Here is a 24,080-nt window from a genome sequence, read left to right as displayed (position 1 = left end):
TTCAGGGAGCGACGCCGCGTAACGCGTCGTCACTCCTCGCCTTTCGCGCCCGGATTGAGCATCACGACGAAGCCGGCCACGCCGACGACCAGCGCGACCGCGCCGCCGCGCAGCGCCATCGCGTTGTCGAACAATAGCCCAGTCACGACGGCCATCATCCCCACGAGCGAGACGAACACGGCGATCGCCGCAACGACGATCCGGGATTGGCGGCGTATCATTGTGCCCCCTCCGGATTACGCGGCCGCAGCCGCTACGTCGGCATCGTCGCCGCGAATCAGCAGCACCGGGCACTTCGAGCCGCGCACGAAGCGCTCGGCGACGCTGCCGAGCAGCACGCGCCGGATGCCGCGCCGCCCGTGCGTGCCGACCACCGCGAGATCGATCCCGCCTTCCTTCACGTAGCGCTGCAGGCGTTCCGAGATGTCCTCGCCGATGCTCTCCGTCTCGACGAGTTCGGCCTCGCCTTTCGCACCGGCGAGCGCGATGACCTGTTCGGCTTCACGCAGCACCTTGCGCCCGTCGTCACGCATTTCCTCGACGAGCGCGTGCGGATCGAAACGGCCCGCGTAAGTGAACAGCACCGACTTGTCGACCACATACACGGCACTGACGTGCGCGTCGCCTGCCAGCGCGACCTTTACGGCCTCGGCAAGCGCCAGTTTCGACGAAGCGCTGCCATCGACGGCCACCATGATCTTCTTGTACATGCAAACCTCGCTGGGGTGAATTGCCGCGCGGCTGGGTGCGCGCGGCCTGTCACCATCATCGGCGGACGGCGGGTTCGAATGTTGACGGCGATCAAGCGAGCGCCCATGCCGGCTGCGACCGGCCGACGCAGGGCACGGCACACGCGCCGGAGCCCGCACCCTTGTGCGTCTTCGCGTATGCGGCGCGCGATACGCGTGCCTGTCGAACCCGCCGGCGCGCGACGGAATCCGCCGAGCCCGCGGCGGCCGCGCGCCGCCCGCGCGCACCGGAATCGAGCGGTCACCATGCCGAAGGCGCTATCATCGGATGTGCGACTTTCGTCCGGCCCTTATTTGCCGGCCCACTTTCAACTCGCTCAACCGACATGACAACGACTACCGAACGCGTGGACGGCGCCGCCCAGCATCTCGTCGCCGCCCGCCATGCCGGCTCGCCCGGCCCGCTGCTGCCCGATGCACTGCGCCCCGACGACATCGACACCGCGCTCGCGATCCAGCAGCGCGTGGCCGACCTGCTCGGCGAACCCGTCGGCGGATGGAAATGCGCGCTGCCGCCGCCCGACCGCGTGATCCTCGCACCGATCTTCGCGTCGACGATCCGCGAGGCCGATGCGCCGTACCGCGTCGTCGGCGGCCCGATCGTGCGGATCGAACCGGAAATCGCGTTCGTGCTCGATCGCGACCTGCCCGCGCGCGAACAGCCGTACGACGAACAGGACGTGCGCGACGCGATCCGCGAGGTGCGCATCGTGCTCGAGGTGCTCGGCTGCCGCTATGCGGAGCCCGCGCGCGCGTCGAAGTTCGAGCTGCTGGCCGACGGGCAATTCAACCAGGGGCTGTGCGTCGGCCCGGTCGTGCCCGACGGGCTGAACGTGCCGCTCGAGACGCTGGCGCTGTCGTTCGAAGGCGCGCTGAACCGTACGATCGACGGCCGCCATCCGGACGGCGATCCGCTGAAGCCGCTGGTGTGGCTCGTCAACTTCCTCGCATCGCGCGGCGACCCGGTGCGCGCCGGGCAGATCGTGACGACCGGATCGTACGCGGGCGCGATCGACGTGCCGCTCGGCGATGCGCTGACGGTTCGCTTCGGCGAGCTCGGCAGTTTGTCAGTGACGCTGACGGCCTGATGCACGCGGCGCGCGGGCCCGGCTGACCGGCCGGCCCCGGTCGCCAATCGCCGCCGTCCGGCCGTTCAACCATCCCTGGACGACGTGACTGCCATGACAAACCGCAGCAACTCACACGGAGTGACTCCGATGGGTGAAACGACGGGCCCGATCAAAGACACCGCTCGCTACCGGACGGCGAACCTGCACGATGTCGACGCACTCGTTCAACTGATCAATTCAGCATACCGCCCAACAGCGGCTGCAGCCGGATGGACGCACGAAGCGGCGCTCGTCGACGGTCCGCGAATTGTGTCGTCACAGCTCGTCGATACGCTGCACGCCCCGAATTCCGTACTGCTGGTCGCCGACGTGGACGAGCAGATCGCCGGCTGTATCGAAGTCAGGAAAGACGGAAACGTCGCCTATATCGGCACGCTCGCGGTTTCGCCGTCGGTGCAGGATCGCGGGCTCGGCAAGGCGTTGCTGAACGAAGCCGAACAATTCGCCTGCCGGCGCTGGCAGATCGGAAAGGCCGTCATGGTCGTCTTGTCGGCGCGCAGCGAACTGATCGACTTCTACTTGCGCCGCGGCTATACGCGAACCGGGGAACGGACGAGCTACCCGTTCGACGCGGGTGTGGGCACACCGCGCGACCACACCCTGACCATCGAGACGCTGACGAAAGACATCGCGCGGGACTGACACCGCGAGCGCTCGCGTTCCGCGCCGGTGCGCCTGCCCTGCCATCCGCTCTTTCGGCCACACCGTGATAACGTTGCACATCCCCGCGCGCACCGCGCCCTACCCGTTGGCATGCGCACCGCTTTCACGCCGATATCAAACATGTCGCTGACACCGCTTCCCGCCCTGCTCGACGAAACCCTGCGCACCGTCGTGCGCCGCTACCGGCTGCCGCCGCTCGACAGCGCGTCGTCGCCGGCCGACGCCGCGAACCCGGCCGCCACGCTCGCGATCGTGATCGAGGAAGCGCGCAGGATGCGAAGCGACGGGCACACATCCGACGCAGCGCTGCGGCAGCGCTTCATCGACGCCCTCGCGCAGATGATCCGCGATGCGATGGATACACATTCCGGCGATCCCGCGTTTCAGGCCGCGGTGCTGCGGCACGATGCGCCGAGCGTGCGCGAATACGCGTCGTTGTCGGCACACGCGGAGCAGGACCGTCGCGCGCTGCATTCGGCCGTCAACGCGATCGCGCACCCCGCCAAGCTCGAGCGCAGCGCCCGGCCGTGGCAACGCGACGGGCTCGCGCGGCTGCATGCGGCCGCCACCGGCGCGTCGTGGGCCGATCTGCACGACACGCTGCGGCACCTGCTCGCACTGCCCGACATGAAGACCGACCCGGCCTTCGAACAGGACATCGTCAAGCTGAAAGACAGCCCCGCGCTCGAACGCCTGCTGCGTGTCGACGCCCTGGCATCGGACGAGCACGTGCGCCGCTACCGTGCGCTGTGGGTCCGCCAGGGCCCGCTCGAAGGCAGCTCGGTCGCCGTTGCACAGGGCGTCGCATCGCAGCAGCGCGGCGCAGCCGTCGAAGCGCTGGCCGCGCAGGCGCTCGACGCGCTGGCCCGCAGGCTCGACGCCGTCGACGCACGCCGCACGTACCGGGTGGTGACGTCGATGCGCGTGCCGTCGTCGATACCGGGCCGGCACGATCGCGCGAAAACCGAATGGGACGCGATCCTGCTCGAACGCCCTCGCGGCGATGACCCGGCGCCCGCGTGGAACGTGCGCTTCCTCGTCGAAGCGAAAGCGTCCGCGGATGCCGCGACGACCGATCTGCCGCGGCTGCTGCGCGGCCTGACCCTGCTCGCGCAGGCCGACCCGGACACGATCTATTCGTTCGAGACGCACCAGGGCACGGTGCGCGTGCACGGCGCGTCGCTGCGGGCGCTGACGACCGACGACGCCGCGCTGCAACGGGAAGTACTCTATTGCTGCGATGCGTCCGCGGACGCGACGCCGCGCCTGCTGGGCGCCGCGAGCCGGATGCAGTTGCTGTCGGCGCAAGCCAGCCTCGAGTACGCGAGCGCGCTCGCGCAACAGCCGCATACCACCCCTGACGGCCTCGGCGTCGTCTGGCAGGCACTGCTGACGATGCCGCAATGGCATGCGGTGTTGCACCAGTACCCGTCGTTGCGGCAGGTGCGCGAGCTGATGGTGGCGATCGACGACTTGCGGGCCGCGATCGACGAGGTCGATGAAGGCGGCGCGGCCAGCAGCGTGTACGCGTGACGCACGAAACGAGCCGCCGCGCGGCGTCCGGAACGCGCGGCCCGCTCAGTTGGTGAGCACACCGAACGGCAGCGTCCATCCTGCCAGCCGCCCGCCATCCCCCCATCGATCGCCGGCCGCATCGCACGGCAGCAGAATCGGCGCGGCCGCGCATTCGAGCGTTTCCTTCGGCGTATGGCCGAACTCCGCCTTGAACAGCCGGTGGAAATACTTCTCGTCGGGAAAACCGTGCGCCCACGCGATTTCCGCGATGCGCTGATGCCGGCGCTGCGGGTCGCCGAGCACGTGGTACGCGTGACGCAGCCGCCGCCGCGTGATCTGCCGCATCACGCCGCCGTCTTCCTTGAACAGCTGGTAGAGCCGCGCTCTCGACACGCCGATGTAGCGGCGGACCCGCTCGGCCAGCGCCCCGTCGATCGGGCCGCGTGCGTCGTGCAGCGCCTGTGCAGTCGGGGCGACGGCCGCGGCGAGCAGCAGCAGCATCGACTGGACGATGCTCGGGATCTCGTGCGTGCGCAGATTCGGCAGATTGCGGAACAGCGACAGCATGTGGTCGCCGAGCAGCCGCCCGACGCCGCTCGTCAGCGTCTGCCCGTGTGCCTGCGCCGCATGGCTCGGCAGCAGGTACCTGGGCACGAAAACCGGCATCCGTTCGCCCTCCGTCATGATCGGCTCCATCGTGCGGATCGATGCGAACAGCGCCCTCGGCAGACCGCCCCTGTCCGGCAGCGAGGACGCCGACCGACGTCTGTCGTCGAAGGTCCGTCGCTGCCGGCTGCATCTTAATTCAGGCGGTCCGGATTCAAGGTGGCGATGCGTCCACACTGAGTGGACTTCCATTTCGCCGGCCCGCCTGCGCGCGCTCGCGGCCGGGGCCGCGGGTGCGGTACGATACGCGCCGGGGCAAAACGCCTCACCTGAGAGACCCGGCCGCTGCGGCCCCACACCCGGCACAAGAAAAAAATGCCCAGAAACCCATTTCTGTACCGACACCTGTTCGCCGCGCTGGCGGCCGGCCTGTTCTGCATTCCGGCTGCCCATGCCAGCGGCGACGATGGCTGCTACGCGCCGACCACGCTCCGGCAGACCGCCTACTCGTGCGCCAACGTGCCGATGCTGAGCCCCGCGAACGACACGCGCATCAACGCGATGCTGATGATGGTCGACAGCGCCAAGGTCGCGCAGGCGTTTCCGGACCCGAAGACGATCCCCGCGAAAGACCGGATCAACCAGATCATCGTGCCGTTTCCGATGGACTTCTCCGGGTGGATCGACATCGGGCAGAAGGAGCCTGACACGACCGCCAAGGCCGGCAACGCGGCGGATAGCGACGCGTCGTCGAACCGCTACGCCGACGGCGAAGGCAGCATCTGCCGCAGCATGAACTCGGGCGCCGACGCGTTCAACGACGCACTGGGCGGTGCCGGCGGCCTCCCCGCCGACGAAGCCGCACGCCTGCGCGCGGCCCGCGCCGACATCGCGCAGAAGACCTGCAACGCCGGCGGCGCGAGCGCCGCGTGGACGAAACCGCCGGTCAAGTCGCCGCTCGGCCAGCAGTTCGCCGCGTACCTCGACGGCACGAACGCGTTCTACCGCGCCGATTTCCTCACCGCGACCCGGGCCTTCGCGAACGCGTCGCACAGCGCGAACCCGTGGCTGAAGGAAACCGGGCTCTACATGGCCGGGCGCGCGCAGCTGAACGCCGCGCAGGCCAACGTGTTCGACAACGACAACCCGACGCCGTCGCTCGGCCGCGTGACGAAGGTGTCGCTCGACGCCGCGAATACGGTGTTTCGCACCTACCTGAAGATCTATCCGCAGGGACGCTACGCGACCTCCGCGAACGGGCTGTTGCGGCGGGTCGCATGGCTCGGCGGCAACGTCACGCAGCAGGCCGACCTGTACGGCCACGCGCTCGCGCGCTGGTCGCCGACGACGTCGAACGTGCCGCTGATCCAGCTGGCGAACGAACTCGACAGCAAGCTGCTGTTCGGCTCGGAATTCGACGCGCGCCAGATCCAGTCGCCGACCGTGCTCGCGACCGTCGACCTGCTGCGCATGCGCACGTCGGACAACAGCGATTCGAGCCGCAGCAAGCCGCTGACCCTGGACGAACTGCAGGCGCAGAAGCCGCGCTTCGCGAACGCGCCCGCGCTCTACGACTACCTGCTCGCGACCTGGTATGTCCAGATCGGCCACAAGCCGGACGCCGCGCTCGCCTTGCTGCCGCAGGCGCCCGCCGAGCCGCTCGACTACTTCGGCCTGAGCCAGCAGGCGCTGCGCGGGTTCGCGCTGGAGGATAGCGGCCAGGCCGACAAGGCGCGCCAGCTGTGGCGCGACCTGATCCCGCTCGCGAAATTCCGCTTCCAGCGCGAGGCGCTGGAACTCGCGCTCGCGATCAACCTGGAACAGGCCGGGCTCGTCAACGATGCGTTCGCCGACGATTCGCCCGTGCAGAACGCCGCGATCCGCGCCGTTCTGCTGCGGCGCGCCGCCAATGCGGACCTGCTGCGCGCGCAGGCACAAAACCCCGCGGCCGGCAGCGCGCTGCGCGACACCGCGCTGTACACGCTGTTGTACAAGGAACTCACGCGTTCGCACTACGCCGAGTTCATCGCCGACGCCGCGCTGGTGTCCGGCACGCCTGCCGATCCGTTGAAGCCGTTCGTCGCGCCCGGCGCGAAAAACGAAGACGGCTACACGTGCCCGTCCGCGCGCGACATCGCGGCGACGCTCCAGCAGAATCCGGCCGACGCGAAAGGGTTGAACTGCCTCGCCGATTTCGTGCGCGTCAACCCGCTCACGGCCAACCTCGAAGGCGATGCGGTGCCTCCGTGGATGCGCAATGCGTCGTCGGCGACCGCCGCGCGCGTGCCGCCGACGCTCGGCGCGGCGCCGTCGCAGTTCGCGGGCAAGCCGTACGAGCGGATGTCGAGCTACGTGACGGTGATGGCCGATACACAGGCGAACCCGACCGACCGCGCGTATGCGTACTACCGCGCGATCAGGTGCTATGCGCCGGCAGGCTCCAACGAATGCGGCGGCAAGGACGTGCCGAAGAACGTGCGCAAGCGCTGGTTCGATACGCTGAAGGCCAGCTACGCGGGCAGCCTGTGGGCGCAGAAACTCCGCTACTACTGGTAAGCGCCGCGTGAAGCGTGTCGCGAATGTCGCGATTGTCGCGTATGTCACGTGTATGGCGCTGCTGCTGGCCGGACGCGTCGCGCTGGCCGGCACCGTCGATGCCGCACAGTACGACACGTTCTGGCTGTGGGCTGGCGTGAAGCCGCAGGCGGTCGTGCGCGGCGCCCGCGCCGTCTACGTGCTGCAAGGGCAGATCGAGGCCTCCCCGCGCGACGAGTCGCAAGTACGCGTGATCGCGCAGGGCGTCGCGCTGCCACCCGCGCCGCATGCGCGCGTGTGGCTCGTCTATCGTGCGCATACGCTGCGCTGGACGCCGCGCGTCACGCAGATCATACTCGCGCAACTCGAACGCTGGCGCGCGTCGGGTCGCACCATCACCGGTATCCAGATCGACTTCGATGCACGCACGCGCCACCTGCAGGACTACCTCGAATTCCTGCGGACGCTGCGCGAGACGCTGCCCGCCGATTGCCGGCTGAGCATCACGGGGCTGCTCGACTGGAGCAGCCGCATCGATACCGACCAGGTCAACCAGCTCAGGGGGATCGTCGACGAAGTCGTCGTGCAGACCTACCAGGGCCGCCGCACGATCCCCGACTATGCGGACTACCTGCCGCGCGTCGCGCGGCTGCAGTTGCCGTTTCGCATCGGCATCATCCAGGGCGGCGAATGGGACGCGCCGCCCTACCTCGCGGCAAACCCGTGGTTCCGCGGTTATGTCGTGTTCCTGCGCAACGGGTAGCGGGAAACACGCGACGACGTCGATCGTTCCCGTGCCCCGGATTCATTCCGGGCGCGGCGAGCCCGCATCCACGTACACCCACGCGCTGACGCCCGATTCCAGCAACACGCGATCGCGGCGATACGCGTCGACTTCGTAGTCGTCCGCGTGCTGCAGTTCCTCGCGCGTGATCGCGAACACGGTGCCCGTGACGCGGTCGCCCGGTCGGCCGGTATAAGCCACCACCGGATGATGCGTCTTCCCGCTCGTCGCGACCACTTCCGGATCGTCGATCTTCAGCATCGTCATCGCGTAACCGGGCATCGCATCCTCGCGACCGTCGAGCCTGCGGCCGAAGGTGGCGAGCTGCACCGGTTCGAGTTGCAGCGTGCCATAGGAAAAGAGGTGCTCGGAGAAAGTCGGGGCGGCGCTGGACATGATTGAACTCGACAAAAAACAGGATAAACGAAACGTCACGCAGATCATCCGCTGGCTTACGCACCACCCGCGATCGCGCCGCCGAGCCCGGCAAGCGCAATCACGAGCAGCGCGCCCGCCGACGAGGCCGTGATCCATCGTTGCTTGCGGTGAATCAGCGGATGGTTGATCGCGGCCATGTAGCCGGCCATGATCGTGAAATCGACCGCGATCCACAGCACGGCCAGGATGGCCAAGCTCACGCGGGAATCCGGCGTGATGCCGACGAACTGCGGAAAGAACGCGACGAAGAACAGCAGGTCCTTCGGGTTCGCGATGCCGACGAGAAAACCACGCACCACCCCCGGCAAGCGCCACGCTTGCGACGCCGGTTCGCCTGGCGCGGCACCGTTGGCGTCGCGCGTACGGCCGGCGCGCCATTCGCCGAGCAGCGTCCGGACGGCCAGCACCGCGATGAAGACGCAACCCGCCACGTGCAACCCCGTGAGCAGGCGATCGCTGACGAGCACGACGCCGAACACCATCAGCATCGCCCCCGCGATCATCACGAGGCTCGCGGCATTCGCGCCCACCGCGGTCAGCATGCCCTGGTGGAACCCGCGCCGCGCGACGGTGCCGACCACGAGCATGACGACGGGGCCGGGCGTCGCGATGAGCAGCACGATCGCGGCGAGATAGGCGAACAGCAGCGGGTAATGGAGTGCCATGACAAAAAGTTGTTGGATGGATCGACGCGCGTGCGCGCTACGATGGCATCATCGGGATTCAGCGCGGCGGATTGCACGGTTTTTTGCAGTATCGCGTGCCCGGTCCGCTGCTGAAAAACGGAAAATCCTGTCGAATGACATGAGTTTTATTCATATTCAAGCCCCGTGAAGGCCAAACCGCTCCCCCCTGTCTACGCGTTGCGCGCATTCGAAAGCGCCGCGCGCACCGGCTCGTTTACGCTTGCCGCCGAGGAACTGAGCCTCACGCAGAGCGCGGTGAGCAAGCACGTCAGGACGCTCGAGGCCTACTTCGGCCGGAAACTGTTCGTCCGGCGCGGGCCCAGGATGACCGTCACGGCGGAAGCGCAGATTTTCGCGTCGGGCCTGCGGCGCGGCTTCCGGCAGATCGAGGAAGCCTGCATGCTGTTCCAGTCGCAACGCGACGTGCTGCGGCTCAAGGCGCCGTCCACGCTCACGATGCGCTGGCTGCTCGACGCGCTGGCCGCCTTTCGCGACACGCGGCCCGCATTCGAGGTGCAGATCGCGAGCGTGTGGATGGATGTCGACACCGTCGATTTCTTCAGCGAATCCTACGATTGCGCGATCCTGCTCGGCACGGGCAAGTTCGGCGAGGCCACGCAGTGCGTGAAGCTGTTCGACGAATGGCTGATTCCGGTGTGCTCGCGTGCAACCGCGACGGTCGCACGCACGAATCCGGCGGCGTGCGAGCTGATCCACCCGTCGCCCGACCGGCGCGACTGGCGCCGCTGGCTCAAGGGCAGCGGCCACGACCTGGACGTGGACATCACGCGCGGGCAGGTGTTCGACATGCTCGAACAAGGCATCGCGGCGGCCATCGCCGGCCACGGCATCTCGATCGGCGATCTCGCGCTGTGCGCGACGGCAATCGACGAGAAGCAACTCGTGCTGCCGTTCAAGACGGCCGTCAATACCGGCGACGCCTACTACCTCGTCTGGCCGGACGACTCCGGCAAAGCCGCGCAGGTGCGCGAACTCCTCGCGTTCCTGGAAGGCCGGATGCCGCGCCTGACGTTTCCGGGCATCCGCTTCAACGGGCCGGGCTGAACCCTGCGGCCGGCGAACCGGCCGCCTGGGCGACGGCGCGACGGGGCTGACGGGCGCTACCGGCCACGGTTACCGGATGCCGCCAGCCGTCCAAAAACGACGCAGCCCGCCGAAGCGGGCCTGCGCCGAGCGTCACCGTTACGCCTGCACGAAAGCCAGCAGGTCGGCGTTGAGGACGTCCGCGTTGACCGTCAGCATCCCGTGCGAATAGCCCGGATAGGTTTTCAGCGTGCCGTTCTTCAGCAGCTTGATCGACTTCAGCGCGGCATCCGCGATCGGCACGATCTGGTCGTCCTCGCCATGCAGCACGAGCGTCGGGACGGAGATCGACTTCAGGTCTTCGGTCTGGTCCGTTTCCGAAAACGCCTTGATGCCTTCGTAATGCGCTTTGGCGCTGCCTTCCATCCCCTGCCGCCACCAGTTCCGGATGACGCCCTGATGCACGGTTGCACCTTCGCGGTTGAACCCGTAGAACGGGCCGCTCGGGACATCGAGGAAGAACTGCGCGCGATTGTCGGCGAGCGCCTTCCGGAAACCGTCGAACACCTCGAGCGGCAAGCCTTCGGGGTTCGAATCGGTTTTCAGCATCAGCGGCGGCACCGCGCTGACCAGCACCGCCTTCGCGACGCGGCCGGCCGGCTCGCCGTGCTTCGCGACGTAGCGCGCCACTTCGCCGCCGCCGGTCGAGTGGCCGATATGCACCGCATTGCGCAGGTCGAGCGCTTCGACGACCGCGAACGCATCGGCCGCGTAGTGATCCATGTCGTGGCCGTCCGACACCTGCGCCGACCGGCCGTGGCCGCGCCGGTCGTGCGCGATCACGCGGTAGCCCTTCTGGACGAAGAAGAGCATCTGCGCATCCCAGTCGTCGCTCGACAGCGGCCAGCCATGGTGGAACATGATGGGCTGCGCGTCCTTCGGGCCCCAGTCCTTGTAGAAAATCTCGACGTGATCCTTCGTTGTGACGTATGGCATCGCGATGCTCCTGTGACGTGGATGAACATGGCACTCTGGCCGGGAGCCATTATCGGACAGTATTGTTAAACGATGACGCCACGATGCAAGCGAGCGTCGGCAATCGGGTCAACATGGGCGCTGCCACGAAGGGCGAACGATGGGGCTGCGTCAACTGTATAAGGCTGGAATGGGCCAAACAGACGGCGTCAGATCGGCTGAGTCAGTTCGGCCGACCTCCGCCACAGGCAACGTCAGTATCAACGTCTGCAGTTCACCCCAAAACAGCCACCCGACGCTCACAGGCGCGTTTTCCCGAATGCAGAAACAGCAATGAATGGGGCTGCGGCACGCCCTGATGGAGCCGTTGTCCTAGCGTAAGAGCTCGACAATCACGACATCGGTGTCGTCTCGCGCCCTCAACACGAGCCGCGTTTCATTGCGAACGGCAATGCCATCGCGTTGCGCCAGCCTGATCGGCCCTACGTCCAGTCGCCCATGATCCGCAACCAGGTAAGCCGAACCGGGCATCGGCAAAACGTGCTGCATTGCCGTGCCTTCGCGCAGCGTCGCGATACGCAAACGTGCGTCGGCGTGAATGGGCAACGCGCCGGCGCGGACATCCTCCGGATCGCCGCTCGCCAGCGTAACGAATCGGCCCTCGCGACATCCGGGCGAACAGACGCGCGTCGCGCAGCGCGGTGTACCGGCAGGTGTGTGCGGACGGAGCCAGATCTGGAACTGCCGCGCGGGTATGTTTTCCTCGTTGCGCTCGGCATGATGGATCGCCGTGCCGGCACTCATCACGTGGACGCAGTTGGCAACCAGGCGCGCGCGATTGCCCGCATCGTCTTCGTGGGTGATGGCCCCCGAACGTACCCACGTGACGATCTCGACGTCGCGGTGAGCACGAAGCCCGAGTCCCGCGTGCTGCGCGAATTCGATGTCGTTCCACATATGGAGCGGACCGAGCGGCGCATGGTCGGCGTGCCCGACGTCGCCCGCGCGGAAATGTTGGCGGACATCGACGCCGTCGCGCCGGATTGCGTCAAGCGAAGGAAATGGCCGATGTTCAATCATGACGATGCTCGATTCCAGTGCGCCGGGCGTGGATCGCGATCGTCGAAGACCGCGTCCACCACACCCCGCGCGCTCAGCCAGGCTCAGATCTGCTGCTGGCCGCCGTCGACGAACAATTCGATGCCGTTCACGAAGCTCGCGTCATCCGAGGCCAGGAACAGCGCCGCGCCGGCGATCTCTTCCGGTTCACCGAGGCGCCCCATCGGAATCAGGGAAGCCAGGTAATCGGCAAGCCCTTGCCGTTGCGCGGCGTCGTCACCGGCGAGGTCGAGCAGGCCGGGCGTGCGAGTCGCGCCCGGGCTGATCGTGTTCACGCGGACGCGGCGCTCCTTGAGGTCGAGAATCCAGCTGCGTGCAAAGGCACGCACCGCCGCTTTCGAAGCCGAATACACGCTGAACGCCGCGGTGCCTGCGCTACCCGCCGTCGAGCCGGTGAGAATCACCGATGCGCCCTCGGCAAGCAGCGGCAGCGCCTTTTGCACCGTGAACAGCACGCCCTTCACGTTTCGGTCGAAGGTGTCGTCGTAGTGCGCTTCGGTGATGCTGCCGAGCGGCAGCATCGAGCCGCCGCCGGCGTTCACGAACAGCACGTCGAGGTGCCCCTGTTCTTCCTTGATTTGCGCATACAGCGCGTCGAGCTCATCCAGCCTGGTGGAATCCGAACGTACGCCGGTCGCCTTGCCGCCGGCTTCGCGAATACCCTGCACGGCGGCATCGAGTTCGGCCTGGCGGCGGCCCGTGAGATAGACGTGAGCGCCTTCCGCCGCGAAGCGTTGAGCGGTGGCGAGACCGATACCGCTGGTTGCGCCGGTGACGAGTGCGATCTTGTTGTCGAGTTTGCGTGCCATGGTGATTCTCCTTGCGGTTGGTAAGTGGGTCACTGCGTTCGGTGTTGCGTGCTGCGATGTGTGGAGAATATCGACGGCCCGATCTTTTCGAAATAGAATTAATCGCAATCAAACGTTGCATAAATGAAATGATGAGGGGAAATGGCTCAACTACCTGATTTCGAGGGGCTGGCGATGTTCGCGAAGGTGGCCGAGCACGGGTCGTTTGCGGCTGCCGCGCGTGCGACGGGAGTGTCGGTCGCCACGGTCTCGCGCGGTGTCGCCCGCCTGGAAGAGCGGTTGGGTGCACGGCTGTTCAATCGCACGTCGCGCCAGCTCTCGCTCACCGAGTTCGGCCGGACAATCAGCGAGAAAGCCGGCGAGATCTATCGCCAGGCCGAGGAAGCGGAAAGCTCGGCGCGCGAAATGTCGGTGCAGCCACGCGGGCTGGTGCGTCTGGCCGTGCCGATGTCGTACGGGCTGCGCTGGGTTGCGCCGCTGCTGCCGGGCTTTTTTCGCGCTTATCCGGAGGTGTCGATCGACCTGCATCTGTCGGATGCGTCGGTCGATCTGGTCGCCGATGGGTTCGACGCCGCGCTGCGTATCGCCGCGCTTCCGGATTCATCCCTGGTCGCGCGGCGGTTGTGCGCAGTGACGCAATTCGTGGTGGCGTCGCCCGAATATCTGAGGCGTGAAGGACGGCCCACGCATCCGCGCGAACTGGCGGATCGTCCTTGTCTCTCGTACGCGTACCGCGCGCGTAGCGCTGTATGGCGCTTCACGAACGACCGAGGCGAAGAGGAACCGGTGATGCCGACGGGCCCGCTGCGCGTGACCAATTCCGATGCGCTGCTGCCGACGCTGCTCGATGGCCTGGCGATCGCCGAGTTGCCTGAATTCATCGCGGGCGAATACCTGGCCGATGGCCGCCTCGAGGCGATCCTGACCGACTGGTCGCTGACGAAGGGCGGTCTTTATTTCGTTACGCCGTCGGCGCGCGCGCGGCCCGCGAAAGTCGCGGCGCTGTCGGATTATTTTGCCGAGCACCTTTCCGAGCCAACATGGCGGTGGCCGAAATGATCCATCGGCGCAGTTGATCTGCCGGCGTCCATCGTTGCATTCATGCAATGATGGATTTCAAACGATTCTATTTCGACAATAACGTCCGATCCGTATTCTCCTTTCCACCGGCTGCAAGACATCACGTCGAAAGCCACTCGACCAGGCAAAGGAGAATCACGATGAACACGCAAGTCACACCGAACACGCCCGATACCGCGACGGTTGCCTTCCCCGACGCGCTGAACAGCGCCACCGGCCCGGCACTCCGCTGCCAGGGCCTCATGTGGCCGGTAGCCGACCACGCGTTCGACAATGCCTCGTACGACGCCTTCGCCAATGGCTACTTCCTGAGCCGCGACTTGATGAAGTGGTTCTGGAATGCCTACACGATCGACGAAGCCGAGCGCAACGAACGCTATGCGTCGCCGCTGCGCGCCTCGCTCGACGAATTGAAGGGCTTGCCGCCCGCGCTCATCCAGTCGGCGCAGTTCGACGTGCTGCGCGACGAAGGCGAGGCATTTGGGTATCGGCTCGACCAGGCGGGCAACGACGTGATGACGACCCGGTACAAAGGCACGATCCACGACTTCGGCGTGCTCAACGTGCTTGCTGCCGACGCACCGACGCGCGCTGCCGTGCAGCAGATGGCGACTGCGCTGAAGACGCGTCTGCAATGAATCGCATCCTTTCACGCTTTTATCGAGCCGATCATGAACAACGCCAAACAACTGCTTTTCGCTTACCTCGAATCGATTCGCGACCCACGCGCAGCCGGCGCACTGTTTGCCGACGATGGTGTGCTGGAACTCCCTTATCTGAAGTCGCTTGGCATTGACGGGCGAGCACAGGGGCCAAAAGCGATCGAAGGCTTCATTGCCTCGCTGCTCGCGAAAGTGCCGGATTTTGCGTTCCGAAACGTGCGGCTGCTGATCGAAACGCCTGAGCAGGTATTCGCCGAATATGAAGTCGAAGCGCTCGTTCCATCGACGGGGAAAATCTATCGCCAGTTGTACGCAGGGCGGCTGGTGGCACGCGACGGCAAAATCCTGCTGTTGCGCGAAGCACTGGATACGATGGCTGCGGCACACGCATTCTCGACGGCGCAGCCCAATTGAAGAGATGACGATGAAAGGCCGCTCGATCAATCGAAGCGGCCTGCCGATGTTTCATCCCGGCTGGCCGAACACGGCTGGCGGCCGCTCTACAACGCGCGAGCGGCGTAGTTCGGCCCGAAGCGGACAGCGCGCCTTTCCCGAAGCAGTCACTCACTGTGACGTTGTAGGTGGCGATTATTCAACGCCTCGAGAAATGAGCCGGGTATTGGTTGCATCTCGCCGTCAGGCCCTATCACACGAATCTGCGGATCATTGACGGCAACTTGCAGCCCCGGCGGCAAGGCAAAGAATTTGATCAAATCGGGTCTATCTACGCCCAATTGATAGAGCGAAATTCTGATGAATTGCCCGGGATTCTGCAAACCAAGTTCATCATTCAAATCTGTGAGCGACCAACCAGAGTCTGTTTCATGAGCGAGATCACGAGTCAGCAGTACACGACATGCGCTCTTGTATTCGGCGTGCACAACTGCACTTTGCCGTAGCGAAGGAAAGTCAGGTTGCAGATCCGTGGCGACGCTTCCGACCAAGTCCTTCTGATTGCGCAGGTGCATCAGCGTGCTGTTGACGGAATCGATGAACCTGATCGGAATCTCCTTCATATCGGGTTCGGTGATGCGCAGTGTGTCTGTCGCCCCTCCATCGAGCATCGTTAGCATCCAGCCGATCTGCAGGGTCTCGCCCGCGCGGAATCGCTCGCCGTCGGCGACACGCTGCTCAAGGAAGCGTAGCAGCCAACTGATGTCCTGATCGGGGATTGCACCGTTGGTGACCTGAATCTGGAATTCCGGATGGGCAAACCGCTTGCAATCAACGGTTCTATGAATAGAATCGGTCCGCTGCTGCGCAGCTTGTTTCGAGCCGGTCGATCGAAATAGCGAGCGAAAAAGCATAGTTCACGTTCTTGGGTGGCAGGCGATTGTCGCCCATCCTGACCATGATATCGAAGGTCCAATGCTGGCCGGAAGTCGCCGGTTGGCGCTCGGTGCGGCTCGACCGGCGGTAGGCAACCCGTTGCGGAGCTTGACGTCGAAAGTCGAGATGTCTGATCAGTGGTAACAAGCGGTCGCCGCCTGCCTACAGCATGCGAATGCCTCGTACGTCATCGACCGCTGTGTACTTGACGAGGGCGCTTACGCGAAGGGGAACGGGCCTTCGAAATGCCCCACGTAACACAAGTGGGAGACCGCTGACTGACCGCGACCTGTCCAGCAATGCAGCATGTATGCAGGTGGTTCGAGAAAAGAAGCGGGCTGCGCGTCCGCTTCAACGCGCAGCGCAATCTGGGTGGTCGTGCTCGGGCAGGTGAGTACCGGAACGCTCCCAAGACGCGTCTGCATTGACCGGTGGACGTGCCCGGCAAGAATGCGATCTACGTTGCTATGCCGCGCAAGAACCCTGGCAAATGCATCCGCATTTCGCAACCCGTAGATGTCCAGATAAGGAATGCCGGTCATGAACGGTGAATGGTGCATGACGATAACCACGGTTCGACTGCGATGCTCGGTAAGTTCACTGTCGAGCCACACCAAGGTTTCGGCGTCCAGTTCGCCGTGATGTAGTCCAGGAACGGAGGTGTCCAACGCCACGAGGCGTAGTTCGCCCACGTCTAGCGCGAACGAGAGTGCACCCTCGTTCGGAAGCCACGCGTGATCCGAGAACGCGGCTCGCAAATTGCCACGGTCGTCATGATTACCCGGCAGAACCACGAACGGTCGCCTCAACTCGACAAGCAATTCGCGAAGTTTTTGATACTCGTCCTCGGTGCCCTCGTCCGTAAGGTCGCCTGAGATGACAATCAGGTCTGGCTCAGGTCGAATGCGGTTCAGCGAATCGACGGCTGCCGAAAACATGACATTTGAGTCCACAGCGTCTTGATATAGGACACCGTGAGGCCGGACATGAATATCCGAAAGTTGTGCGATGACCGTCATTCAGCGCTCCGTTGAATTTGACCTGCCGGTACTTGGATCACAGAAATTCTGGGCCAGACAAAATTCGCCCATCGACAGAGCCTTTCTGTGGCAACGACCTTGCTCCACGCGCTCCCAATTGTGCGTCCGGGTGGCTGATTCGGGATGACACGCAGGCGCTGGGTGATGAAGCACGAAAGACCGCTTCTGCGCCGATCCCGCCCCCTGACGAAGCAATCCCAGACCCGACCCGACGCCGACTGCCTAACAGCTCACATCTCGACTTACGCCCTTCAACCATCCGTCGATACCGTCACCGCCTCCCACGCCCGGATTTCCTCGTCCAGCGCCGCGAGTTTGCCGCGCACGAGCCGCAGCGCATCGCTGCCGAGCAGCAAATGGGCCGGCGGATGTTGTGCCGCAACGACGGCGAGTATCGCGCGCGCCGCTTTCACCGGATCACCTGGTTGCTTGCCGCTCTTCTCCTCGCGCGCCTGGCGAATCGGGTCGAAGATCGCGTCGTAATCGGCGATCGAGCGCGGCGTGCGCACCATCGACCGGCCGGCCCAGTCGGTGCGGAACGAACCCGGCGCCACGGCCGTCACCGCGATGCCGAACGGCTCGAGTTCCTTGCCGGCGGCTTCGGAAATGCCTTCCAGCGCGAACTTGCTGCCGCAGTAGTAAGCGATGCCCGGCATCGTGATGTGGCCGCCCATCGACGTGATGTTGAGGATGCGCCCGCGCCGCCGCTCGCGCATGAACGGGACGACCGCCTTCATCATCGCCACCGCGCCGAATACGTTCACGTCGAACTGCCGGCGCATCTCCGCGAGCGGCGCTTCTTCCATGATCCCTTCGTGCCCGTAGCCGGCGTTGTTCACCAGCACGTCGACGGGCCCGACGTTCGCCTCGATTTCGGCCACGACACCGTCGATGCGATCGAAATCGGTCACGTCGAGCACCCGCGCGAATGCCCGCGCGGACAGCGCTTCGAAAGCCTGCGCCGCCTGCGCGCTTCTCACGGTGCCGACCACCGTGTAACCCGCCGCGAGCGCCTCTTGCGCGAGCGCGCGGCCGAAGCCGCTGCTGACGCCGGTAATGAGCATGAGGTTTGCGGATGCCATGTGAGCTTCTCCCGAATGTCGATTGGAGCGTGCATACTAGTCTGATGAACCCCGTCGAATAAGCCCGATTCCGCTGATTTTCTTGCACAAAACTATGAGCCCCGAGCCAGCTTCCGCCCGATCCCCATCGCTGCCGCCGCGCGACCGGAAGCGCCTGGTGACGCTGCTGCGCGCGCTGGCGCCCGACGAAGGCTACAACCTGACGGCACTGCCGAGCGTGCGCATCCTGCGTTCGAACCGCGCGCTGTCGCGCACGCCGGTGCTGTACGACCCGGGCATCGTGATCGTGTGCCAGGGCTGCAAGCGCGGCTACTTCGGCGGCGAGCGCTATCTGTACGACGAGCATCACTACCTGGCGGTGTCCGTGCCCGTGCCGTTCAGCATGGAAACCGACGCCACGCCCGAGCGCCCGCTGCTCGCGCTGTATCTGCACCTCGATTTCACGATGGCCGCCGAACTCGCGGCACAGATCGACCGCGAAGGGATCGCGGAGCCCGTGCAGGCGCCCAGGAGCATGATGTCGACGCCGATGGATGCAACGATGCACGCGTCGGTGCTGCGTTTCGTCGAGGCGATGGGCCGGCCGCTCGATGCCGCGGTGCTCGGCCCGGCGCTGCTGCGCGAGTTGTATTTCCGCGTGCTCACCGGTGCGCAGGGCAGCGCGATGCGCAGCGCGCTGGCGATGCGCGGGCAGTTCGGCCGGATCGGCCGGTCGCTGCGCGTGATTCACGCCGATTACGCGCAACCGCTCGACGTGCCGCAACTGGCCAACGCTGCCGGCATGAGCGTGCCGAGCTTTCACAGCCACTTCAAGGCAATCACGCAGGTATCACCGATGCAGTACCTGAAGTCGACACGCCTGCATCAGGCGCGGTTGCTGATGGTACGCGAGGACCTGACGGCGGAGGCGGCCGGCTACGCGGTCGGTTATACGAGCCCGTCGCAGTTCAGCCGCGAATTCAAACGCCTGTTCGGCATGACGCCGGCGAAGGAAACGCAGCGCATGCGCGAGAGCTTCGCCATTCCGGCGGCATTCGACGATGCGGTGTTCGTGTCGTCGCATTGAATCGGGTACCGCGCCAGGCCCGCGCGCCGAATGTCGTCGGCCGCATCCGGCCCCGCTGCCGATAGATGCGCGCGACGCTCGCCAAGAACGACAGCGCGGCGATCGCGCTGTCGAGCGCGGACATGAATACGCCGACCAGAATCGCGACGGCCGCAAAATAGCGGCGACGGATGTCGAATCCGTCGTCGCCGAACGCTTCCGCGATCTCCATGAATCACCCTTGCCGGACGCAGGCCCGGCGCATGAACTAGTCGCGACGCGCCGGCTCGCCGTGCGTAGCATCGCGTGCCAGGCCCGCGAGCGAATTCAGGATGAAGGCCGTCACGCCCCAGATGTCCTGGGTCTGCTCCGCCCAATACCACGCGCCCATGCGTTCGCCGTCCGTGTATTGGCGCGGCAGATCCGGATTCAGCAGCGCGGCGAACGGAAACTCGAAGATTTCCGCGACTTCGGCGGGCGCCGCCTCCCAGGTCGCCGTTTCCGGCACGATGCCGATCACGGGAAAGATCGCGTGGTGGCGCTTCCTGGTTTTATGGATCGGCAAGCTGCCGACCACGCGGACCGCGCCGGGCGCGAGGCGGATCTCTTCGAACGCCTCGCGCAACGCGGTCGCGCCGATATCGCGGTCGGCCTCCGCCGGGCGTCCCCCCGGAAAGCTCACGTGCGACGAGTATTCGCTGAGATTCGACGCGCGCCGGGTCAACAGGATCGTCGGTTCGCGCCGCGCGACGATCGCGACCAGCACCGCCGAGAATTTCCACTGCCCGTCGTTGTCCGCGAGGAATTGCTTCGCCGTCGGCCAGTCGGTGCCGGCAGGAATGCCGTAACCTTCGACGCCACGGACGATCGCTTCCAGCGCGGCCTGCGGCGAGCCGGCTTCCGCGTGCGCGCCTGCCAACCCGGCGCCGATATTCACGACGCCTCTGTCTGGTTCCATGTCTGCCTCCTGCGTGCGGCACCTGCACACGCTGCACGACACTGAACCCGACACGCGTTGCATGGGCACGGCGTCGTTGCGGTCGATCCGATGAACCGGTGTTCGCATGCGATCGCAAACGACACACGCGGGTGCGCGACTGTCTGCTCCGGCTTAAAGATATCCGCCGGCGTTGCGGATGATTGAATGCCGAAACCCGATCGCCGTCGATCAACGGAGAAACCGATCATGCACGAAAAAGCGGGATTCCGTTCGACCGCGCGCGCACGTCGCGTCCTCGCTCAAGCGACGGATCTCGGCTCGCTCCGCGCATCGATGCGCGCCGATGCGGTACCGATCCACCCGGCCGCCGCGATGGCCGCTGCCGCTACGATCATCATCGCGCCCCACCCGACCCGCGCGTTGAGCAGCCCGGCCGCGACGGCACCGCCGGCACCGGCCGCGTAGTACAGCGTCAGGTACGCTGCGCTCAAGGCCCCGGCCCGGGCCGGCTGAATCGCGACGACACGCGTCTGGTTCGCGACCTGCGCGGCAAAGCAACCGGCATCGAACAACGCCAGCCCGGCAGCCAGCCATCCGGGACGACCGAGCGCAACGGCAAGGAGCAAGGTCGACACGGCCGCCACGACAAGCCCGCCCCGGATGACCGCGCGATCGCCGAATCGATCGGCGAGTTTTCCGGCAACACGCGTCACGCCGAGGCCCAGCACGCCCGCGAGACTGTATGCACCGATCGCGGCGGCACCCAGGTTATACGGCGGCTCGGCCAGACGAAGCGCGAGCCCCACCCAGACCAGGTTGAACGCGAAGAACCACAGCATGCCGGCGCAGGTACGACGCCTCAACGGCGCACTGTCGCGCAGCAACCGCGGAATCGCACCGATCGCGTTCGCACGGCCGGGCAGCCCTTCCGGCCGGCCGCCCGGCAACAGCACAGCACCGCCGACGGCGGCCAGCGCAACGCATCCGGCCAGCACGAGCAACGCGCCGCGCCATCCGCACCATTGCGACAACACGCCGCCCGCGAAACGGCTCAGCAGGATTCCCGCGGAAATGCCCGCCGACACGGCTCCCATCGCCACGCCGCGCCGTTGCGGATCCGCGTGTTTTCCGGCGACGGCGCTGCATTGGGCCGCCACCGTCGTTGCCGCGCCCACCAGGAAAAACGCGGCGTCGAGCACGAACGGCCCGGGCGACAACGACGCGCACGCGAGCAACAACGCGAGCGCGCCCATCTGCATCGAGACGAGCACGCGCGGGCTGAAGCGGTCGACCAGCGGCACCAGCACGGCGAGGCCGACCAGATAACCGAGCATCGTCACGGACGCGAGCGCCGCCATGCGCGACGCCGCCACCCCGAACTCGCTCGCGATCGCCGACAGCGACGGCTGCAACGCATAGCCGTTGGCGATCGCCACGCCGGCCGCCAGCGCAAGCACGGCCGTCGCGGTGCGGGACAGCGGCCCGCGGTTGCCGGCGACGGTCATGCCGCGGGCCTGACCGCGATCGCCTCGACTTCGACCAGGATCTCCGGATCGACGAACGGAAGCGCATGCACCAGCGAAAACGCCGGCCGGATTTCGCCGTAGATCTCCCCGTGCGCACGTGCGGCGGCTTCCCAGTTGTCGAAGTCCGCGACCACCAGGCGGCTCTGGACGACGTCGGACAACGAGAACCCGCTGTCCGCCAGCACCCGGTCGATCGTCGCCAGCGCATCGCGTGTCTGCGCGTACACGTCCACGCCTTTGCCGGCCGTCCCCGAAATGTAGATGGTGTTGTCGACGACCACCGCGCGCGAGTAGCCGACCTTGGGCTCCCACGGGGAGCCGGTGCTGATCCGTTTTCGCATGTTGAAGATCTCTCCAGTCAGGTTGAGAAGCATCGCCTACTACTTGGGTAGTAAGTTCGAGCGATTTTATACTACTTCAGTAGTTAATCAAGCAAGCCCATGCGAGTCGCCGTGGGCGCAAGAGCCGGAGCCGATACACATGAGCGAAAACACGGAGCTGATCACGTCGTTGATCCGGCTTGGATTCACCCAGTACGAAGCGCAGGCCTACGCGGCCCTCGTCGGGCAGGCCGCGCTGACGGGGGCGGAAGTCGGCCGGCGCGCCGGCATGCCGCCTTCGAAGATCTATGAAACGCTGGGCCGCCTGGAGGCGCGCGGTGCGGTGCTCGTCAACCGTTCCGAGCCCGTCCGCTACGCGGCCGTGCCCCACCGGTCGTTGCTCGAGGATTTGCGCAAACGCTTCAATGCGGATCTCGAAACGGCCGCGGGCGCGCTCGACCGGCTGCCGGTTCAACAGGAGCCGGGGCTCGTCTGGTCGCTGAGCGGGCGGGAAGCGATCGCCAGCGCCTTCGCGCGCGTCATCGTCAATGCGAAAACCCAGATCTTCGCGGGCGTCTGGGACGAGGAGATCGACGCCCTCGGGCCGCTGCTCGAGGCCGCCGCGGCACGCGGCGTCGACACGCACGTGGCGATTTACGGCAATCGCACGCTCAACGGGCCGCGCCACTACGACATGGCCAAATGCGGCGCCAGCGCGCGGCTCAGGCTGTCCGGCCGCCGGCTCGCCGTCGCCGTGGCGGACAACACCGAGGCCGTGGTGGCGGAATTCGGCGATCATTCGCCCGATCACGCCACCCTGACGACCAACCCGGTCATTGCGCTGCTCGCGGTCGAGTACATCAAGGCGGACGTGAGCGGGCGCGTGTTGATCGATGCAATGAGCCCGGCGGAGTACCGGAAAGTCCTGAAGCATCCCGACATGCAGGCGATGCTTGCGCCGCTCGACAACGCGAGCTGACCCATGCGACCCTGCACGGCTGCCCGCGCGGAGTGCATCGCGGCGCGCACTCCACCCCGGTACGTGAATCACCACACTGACGCGAGCGTCCAATGACCGCCTATGCCTTCCGCCTGCTGAACGTATTCGCCGAATCGACGTTCGGCGGCAACCCGCTTTGCGTATTCGAGGATGCGCGCGGCATGGACGACGCGACCATGCGGGCGCTCGCCGTGCAGTTCAACCTGTCCGAAACGACCTTCGTGCTGCCGTCGGAGCGCGCGCATGCGCGGGTTCGCATCTTCACGCCGGGCTACGAGATGGCCTTTGCCGGCCATCCGACGCTCGGCACCGCGCATGTCGTGCGCGACCTTCTTGGCGCGGGCAACGAACTCGCGCTCGAATTCAAGGCCGGCGTGGTCGACGTCGGCGCGCGCGACGATGTGTGGACGTTTACCGCGCCGCATGCCGGCATGCCGAAGACGGCGGCTTGCGAGTTGTCCGATGCCCGGACGGCGGCCCTGCTGGGGCTGACGGAAGACGACCTGCTCGCCCCGCCAATCTGGGTCGATACCGGCGCCGACCAGTTGCTCGTCGCGCTGAAAGACCCCGCCGCCGTGCGCCGCGCGCAGCCCGACAGCGCGGGCATCGGCGTCTGGCCGACCAGCAGCCTCGGCCGCAAGACCGCGTATGTATTCGCGTTCGATGCCGAGCGTCCGGGCACGGTGGTGTCGCGTTACTTCTTCGTGAAACAAGGCAGCGTGTCGGAAGATCCGGGGACGGGGTCGGCCTGCGCGAACCTGGGCGGGTGGCTGCTTGCGATGAAACGCGACCTGCCCGCCGCGTTTCAGGTCGAGCAAGGCGAAGCCGTCGGTCGGCCTTGCCTGCTGCGATTGTCGGTCAGTGCAGACGGCAAGATCGGTGTCGGCGGGCGCGTGATCGAACTCGGGCGCGGCGTCGTCAACGTGTAGGGGCGCCGGGCGGAAATATCGTCGCGATCTTCAGCATCGCGCTGCGCGCGGGCAACCCGTTGCGATGACGAACC

Annotated in this window: 25 protein-coding genes and 1 pseudogene; 12 read left to right on the top strand and 14 right to left on the bottom strand. The window is 66.1% G+C overall.

Annotated elements, in window-relative coordinates:
• Positions 1 to 29 precede the first annotated feature (29 nt).
• Together L810_RS08175 and L810_RS08170 are read right to left on the bottom strand one after the other, a co-directional pair.
• Positions 30 to 221, bottom strand: a complete 192-nt coding sequence (locus tag L810_RS08175; protein WP_021157890.1) for a DUF2964 family protein — start codon at positions 219 to 221, stop codon at positions 30 to 32.
• A gap of 15 nt (positions 222 to 236) precedes the next feature.
• Positions 237 to 710 (bottom strand): universal stress protein, encoded by a 474-nt coding sequence (locus L810_RS08170; RefSeq protein ID WP_021157889.1) that lies wholly within the window; start codon positions 708 to 710, stop codon positions 237 to 239.
• A gap of 365 nt (positions 711 to 1,075) precedes the next feature.
• Here L810_RS08170 and L810_RS08165 point away from each other — a divergent pair, with 365 nt between their 5' ends.
• From L810_RS08165 to L810_RS08155, 3 genes are all read left to right on the top strand, one after another.
• Positions 1,076 to 1,837 carry a 2-keto-4-pentenoate hydratase gene (locus tag L810_RS08165; RefSeq protein ID WP_042973772.1) on the top strand — a complete coding sequence of 254 codons (762 nt, stop codon included), beginning with the start codon at positions 1,076 to 1,078 and terminating at the stop codon, positions 1,835 to 1,837.
• A 93-nt stretch (positions 1,838 to 1,930) separates the two neighbouring features.
• On the top strand, positions 1,931 to 2,521 hold the full coding sequence (locus tag L810_RS08160) for a GNAT family N-acetyltransferase (RefSeq protein ID WP_081069960.1): 591 nt from the start codon (positions 1,931 to 1,933) through the stop codon (positions 2,519 to 2,521).
• 141 nt (positions 2,522 to 2,662) lie between these two features.
• Positions 2,663 to 4,075: a hypothetical protein gene (locus L810_RS08155; RefSeq protein ID WP_021157886.1), complete on the top strand. Its 1,413-nt coding sequence runs from the start codon at positions 2,663 to 2,665 to the stop codon at positions 4,073 to 4,075.
• Positions 4,076 to 4,120: 45 nt separating this feature from the next.
• On the opposite strand, the gene L810_RS08150 is transcribed toward L810_RS08155, so the two are convergent.
• A complete protein-coding gene (locus L810_RS08150; RefSeq protein ID WP_230963131.1) occupies positions 4,121 to 4,741 on the bottom strand; it encodes a helix-turn-helix transcriptional regulator in 621 nt (206 codons plus the stop codon).
• 297 nt (positions 4,742 to 5,038) lie between these two features.
• Between L810_RS08150 and L810_RS08145 the strand changes: the two genes are divergently transcribed.
• Complete coding sequence (locus L810_RS08145) at positions 5,039 to 7,219, top strand: hypothetical protein (RefSeq protein WP_021157884.1); 2,181 nt, start codon at positions 5,039 to 5,041, stop codon at positions 7,217 to 7,219.
• A gap of 52 nt (positions 7,220 to 7,271) precedes the next feature.
• On the top strand, positions 7,272 to 7,961 hold the full coding sequence (locus tag L810_RS08140) for a DUF3142 domain-containing protein (RefSeq protein ID WP_042973770.1): 690 nt from the start codon (positions 7,272 to 7,274) through the stop codon (positions 7,959 to 7,961).
• A 42-nt stretch (positions 7,962 to 8,003) separates the two neighbouring features.
• Here L810_RS08140 and L810_RS08135 read toward each other — a convergent pair whose 3' ends face one another.
• Both L810_RS08135 and L810_RS08130 read right to left on the bottom strand, forming a co-directional pair.
• The gene (locus L810_RS08135) at positions 8,004 to 8,378 is read right to left on the bottom strand and encodes a gamma-glutamylcyclotransferase family protein (RefSeq protein WP_021157883.1); all 375 of its coding nucleotides are present in this window, start codon (positions 8,376 to 8,378) and stop codon (positions 8,004 to 8,006) included.
• 56 nt (positions 8,379 to 8,434) lie between these two features.
• Positions 8,435 to 9,085 (bottom strand): LysE family translocator, encoded by a 651-nt coding sequence (locus L810_RS08130; RefSeq protein WP_021157882.1) that lies wholly within the window; start codon positions 9,083 to 9,085, stop codon positions 8,435 to 8,437.
• 165 nt (positions 9,086 to 9,250) lie between these two features.
• Between L810_RS08130 and L810_RS08125 the strand changes: the two genes are divergently transcribed.
• Positions 9,251 to 10,171 carry a LysR substrate-binding domain-containing protein gene (locus L810_RS08125; RefSeq protein ID WP_042973769.1) on the top strand — a complete coding sequence of 307 codons (921 nt, stop codon included), beginning with the start codon at positions 9,251 to 9,253 and terminating at the stop codon, positions 10,169 to 10,171.
• A 138-nt stretch (positions 10,172 to 10,309) separates the two neighbouring features.
• On the opposite strand, the gene L810_RS08120 is transcribed toward L810_RS08125, so the two are convergent.
• From L810_RS08120 to L810_RS08110, 3 genes are all read right to left on the bottom strand, one after another.
• Complete coding sequence (locus tag L810_RS08120; RefSeq protein ID WP_021157880.1) at positions 10,310 to 11,146, bottom strand: alpha/beta fold hydrolase; 837 nt, start codon at positions 11,144 to 11,146, stop codon at positions 10,310 to 10,312.
• Between the two features lie 351 nt (positions 11,147 to 11,497).
• Positions 11,498 to 12,205: a pirin family protein gene (locus L810_RS08115; protein ID WP_021157879.1), complete on the bottom strand. Its 708-nt coding sequence runs from the start codon at positions 12,203 to 12,205 to the stop codon at positions 11,498 to 11,500.
• A gap of 83 nt (positions 12,206 to 12,288) precedes the next feature.
• A complete protein-coding gene (locus L810_RS08110) occupies positions 12,289 to 13,053 on the bottom strand; it encodes an SDR family NAD(P)-dependent oxidoreductase (protein WP_021157878.1) in 765 nt (254 codons plus the stop codon).
• Between the two features lie 141 nt (positions 13,054 to 13,194).
• Between L810_RS08110 and L810_RS08105 the strand changes: the two genes are divergently transcribed.
• The 3 genes and pseudogenes from L810_RS08105 (at position 13,195) to L810_RS08095 (ending at position 15,209) form a co-directional block, all read left to right on the top strand.
• Positions 13,195 to 14,112 (top strand): LysR family transcriptional regulator, encoded by a 918-nt coding sequence (locus L810_RS08105; RefSeq protein ID WP_021157877.1) that lies wholly within the window; start codon positions 13,195 to 13,197, stop codon positions 14,110 to 14,112.
• Positions 14,113 to 14,348: 236 nt separating this feature from the next.
• A pseudogene (locus L810_RS08100) lies at positions 14,349 to 14,771 on the top strand (alpha/beta hydrolase fold domain-containing protein); the annotation flags it as partial.
• Positions 14,772 to 14,804: 33 nt separating this feature from the next.
• Complete coding sequence (locus tag L810_RS08095; protein WP_021157875.1) at positions 14,805 to 15,209, top strand: nuclear transport factor 2 family protein; 405 nt, start codon at positions 14,805 to 14,807, stop codon at positions 15,207 to 15,209.
• A gap of 146 nt (positions 15,210 to 15,355) precedes the next feature.
• Here L810_RS08095 and L810_RS08090 read toward each other — a convergent pair whose 3' ends face one another.
• The 3 genes from L810_RS08090 to L810_RS08080 all read right to left on the bottom strand — a co-directional run bounded on the left by L810_RS08090 (position 15,356) and on the right by L810_RS08080 (position 18,246).
• The gene (locus L810_RS08090; protein WP_042973768.1) at positions 15,356 to 16,102 is read right to left on the bottom strand and encodes an immunity protein Imm33 domain-containing protein; all 747 of its coding nucleotides are present in this window, start codon (positions 16,100 to 16,102) and stop codon (positions 15,356 to 15,358) included.
• A 240-nt stretch (positions 16,103 to 16,342) separates the two neighbouring features.
• The gene (locus L810_RS08085; protein WP_021157874.1) at positions 16,343 to 17,143 is read right to left on the bottom strand and encodes a phosphodiesterase; all 801 of its coding nucleotides are present in this window, start codon (positions 17,141 to 17,143) and stop codon (positions 16,343 to 16,345) included.
• Positions 17,144 to 17,415: 272 nt separating this feature from the next.
• Entirely contained in the window at positions 17,416 to 18,246 is an 831-nt protein-coding gene (locus L810_RS08080) for an oxidoreductase (RefSeq protein WP_021157873.1), read from the bottom strand.
• A 94-nt stretch (positions 18,247 to 18,340) separates the two neighbouring features.
• On the opposite strand from L810_RS08080, the gene L810_RS08075 reads away from it, so the two are divergent.
• Entirely contained in the window at positions 18,341 to 19,312 is a 972-nt protein-coding gene (locus tag L810_RS08075) for an AraC family transcriptional regulator (RefSeq protein WP_042973767.1), read from the top strand.
• Positions 19,313 to 19,559: 247 nt separating this feature from the next.
• On the opposite strand, the gene L810_RS08070 is transcribed toward L810_RS08075, so the two are convergent.
• From L810_RS08070 to L810_RS08060, 3 genes are all read right to left on the bottom strand, one after another.
• A complete protein-coding gene (locus L810_RS08070) occupies positions 19,560 to 20,249 on the bottom strand; it encodes an NUDIX hydrolase (protein ID WP_021157871.1) in 690 nt (229 codons plus the stop codon).
• Between the two features lie 281 nt (positions 20,250 to 20,530).
• Positions 20,531 to 21,736: an MFS transporter gene (locus tag L810_RS08065; protein WP_021157870.1), complete on the bottom strand. Its 1,206-nt coding sequence runs from the start codon at positions 21,734 to 21,736 to the stop codon at positions 20,531 to 20,533.
• Complete coding sequence (locus L810_RS08060) at positions 21,733 to 22,098, bottom strand: RidA family protein (protein ID WP_021157869.1); 366 nt, start codon at positions 22,096 to 22,098, stop codon at positions 21,733 to 21,735. The genes L810_RS08065 and L810_RS08060 overlap by 4 nt, the downstream gene beginning before the upstream one ends.
• A 139-nt stretch (positions 22,099 to 22,237) precedes the next feature.
• Here L810_RS08060 and L810_RS08055 point away from each other — a divergent pair, with 139 nt between their 5' ends.
• Together L810_RS08055 and L810_RS08050 are read left to right on the top strand one after the other, a co-directional pair.
• On the top strand, positions 22,238 to 23,056 hold the full coding sequence (locus tag L810_RS08055) for a TrmB family transcriptional regulator (protein WP_021157868.1): 819 nt from the start codon (positions 22,238 to 22,240) through the stop codon (positions 23,054 to 23,056).
• Positions 23,057 to 23,148: 92 nt separating this feature from the next.
• Entirely contained in the window at positions 23,149 to 24,006 is an 858-nt protein-coding gene (locus tag L810_RS08050; RefSeq protein WP_021157867.1) for a PhzF family phenazine biosynthesis protein, read from the top strand.
• Positions 24,007 to 24,080 lie beyond the last annotated feature (74 nt).

This window comes from Burkholderia sp. AU4i (genome assembly GCF_000466765.1).
Classification (GTDB): Bacteria; Pseudomonadota; Gammaproteobacteria; order Burkholderiales; family Burkholderiaceae; genus Burkholderia; species Burkholderia cepacia.
This window is presented reverse-complemented; position numbering and strand designations above follow the sequence as displayed.

What these genes read in the sequence shown, in the direction of transcription:
- L810_RS08140 (WP_042973770.1), top strand. Translation starts at nt 7,272, where the DNA reads ATGGCGCTGCTGCTGGCCGGACGCGTCGCGCTGGCCGGCACCGTCGAT.
- L810_RS08160 (WP_081069960.1), top strand. Translation starts at nt 1,931, where the DNA reads ATGACAAACCGCAGCAACTCACACGGAGTGACTCCGATGGGTGAAACG.
- L810_RS08115 (WP_021157879.1), bottom strand. Translation starts at nt 12,205, where the DNA reads ATGATTGAACATCGGCCATTTCCTTCGCTTGACGCAATCCGGCGCGAC.
- L810_RS08060 (WP_021157869.1), bottom strand. Translation starts at nt 22,098, where the DNA reads ATGCGAAAACGGATCAGCACCGGCTCCCCGTGGGAGCCCAAGGTCGGC.
- L810_RS08130 (WP_021157882.1), bottom strand. Translation starts at nt 9,085, where the DNA reads ATGGCACTCCATTACCCGCTGCTGTTCGCCTATCTCGCCGCGATCGTG.
- L810_RS08135 (WP_021157883.1), bottom strand. Translation starts at nt 8,378, where the DNA reads ATGTCCAGCGCCGCCCCGACTTTCTCCGAGCACCTCTTTTCCTATGGC.
- L810_RS08075 (WP_042973767.1), top strand. Translation starts at nt 18,341, where the DNA reads ATGAGCCCCGAGCCAGCTTCCGCCCGATCCCCATCGCTGCCGCCGCGC.
- L810_RS08155 (WP_021157886.1), top strand. Translation starts at nt 2,663, where the DNA reads ATGTCGCTGACACCGCTTCCCGCCCTGCTCGACGAAACCCTGCGCACC.
- L810_RS08145 (WP_021157884.1), top strand. Translation starts at nt 5,039, where the DNA reads ATGCCCAGAAACCCATTTCTGTACCGACACCTGTTCGCCGCGCTGGCG.
- L810_RS08090 (WP_042973768.1), bottom strand. Translation starts at nt 16,102, where the DNA reads ATGCTTTTTCGCTCGCTATTTCGATCGACCGGCTCGAAACAAGCTGCG.
- L810_RS08150 (WP_230963131.1), bottom strand. Translation starts at nt 4,741, where the DNA reads ATGACGGAGGGCGAACGGATGCCGGTTTTCGTGCCCAGGTACCTGCTG.
- L810_RS08050 (WP_021157867.1), top strand. Translation starts at nt 23,149, where the DNA reads ATGACCGCCTATGCCTTCCGCCTGCTGAACGTATTCGCCGAATCGACG.
- L810_RS08175 (WP_021157890.1), bottom strand. Translation starts at nt 221, where the DNA reads ATGATACGCCGCCAATCCCGGATCGTCGTTGCGGCGATCGCCGTGTTC.
- L810_RS08105 (WP_021157877.1), top strand. Translation starts at nt 13,195, where the DNA reads ATGGCTCAACTACCTGATTTCGAGGGGCTGGCGATGTTCGCGAAGGTG.
- L810_RS08085 (WP_021157874.1), bottom strand. Translation starts at nt 17,143, where the DNA reads ATGACGGTCATCGCACAACTTTCGGATATTCATGTCCGGCCTCACGGT.
- L810_RS08065 (WP_021157870.1), bottom strand. Translation starts at nt 21,736, where the DNA reads ATGACCGTCGCCGGCAACCGCGGGCCGCTGTCCCGCACCGCGACGGCC.
- L810_RS08095 (WP_021157875.1), top strand. Translation starts at nt 14,805, where the DNA reads ATGAACAACGCCAAACAACTGCTTTTCGCTTACCTCGAATCGATTCGC.
- L810_RS08165 (WP_042973772.1), top strand. Translation starts at nt 1,076, where the DNA reads ATGACAACGACTACCGAACGCGTGGACGGCGCCGCCCAGCATCTCGTC.
- L810_RS08080 (WP_021157873.1), bottom strand. Translation starts at nt 18,246, where the DNA reads ATGGCATCCGCAAACCTCATGCTCATTACCGGCGTCAGCAGCGGCTTC.
- L810_RS08170 (WP_021157889.1), bottom strand. Translation starts at nt 710, where the DNA reads ATGTACAAGAAGATCATGGTGGCCGTCGATGGCAGCGCTTCGTCGAAA.
- L810_RS08110 (WP_021157878.1), bottom strand. Translation starts at nt 13,053, where the DNA reads ATGGCACGCAAACTCGACAACAAGATCGCACTCGTCACCGGCGCAACC.
- L810_RS08070 (WP_021157871.1), bottom strand. Translation starts at nt 20,249, where the DNA reads ATGGAACCAGACAGAGGCGTCGTGAATATCGGCGCCGGGTTGGCAGGC.
- L810_RS08120 (WP_021157880.1), bottom strand. Translation starts at nt 11,146, where the DNA reads ATGCCATACGTCACAACGAAGGATCACGTCGAGATTTTCTACAAGGAC.
- L810_RS08055 (WP_021157868.1), top strand. Translation starts at nt 22,238, where the DNA reads ATGAGCGAAAACACGGAGCTGATCACGTCGTTGATCCGGCTTGGATTC.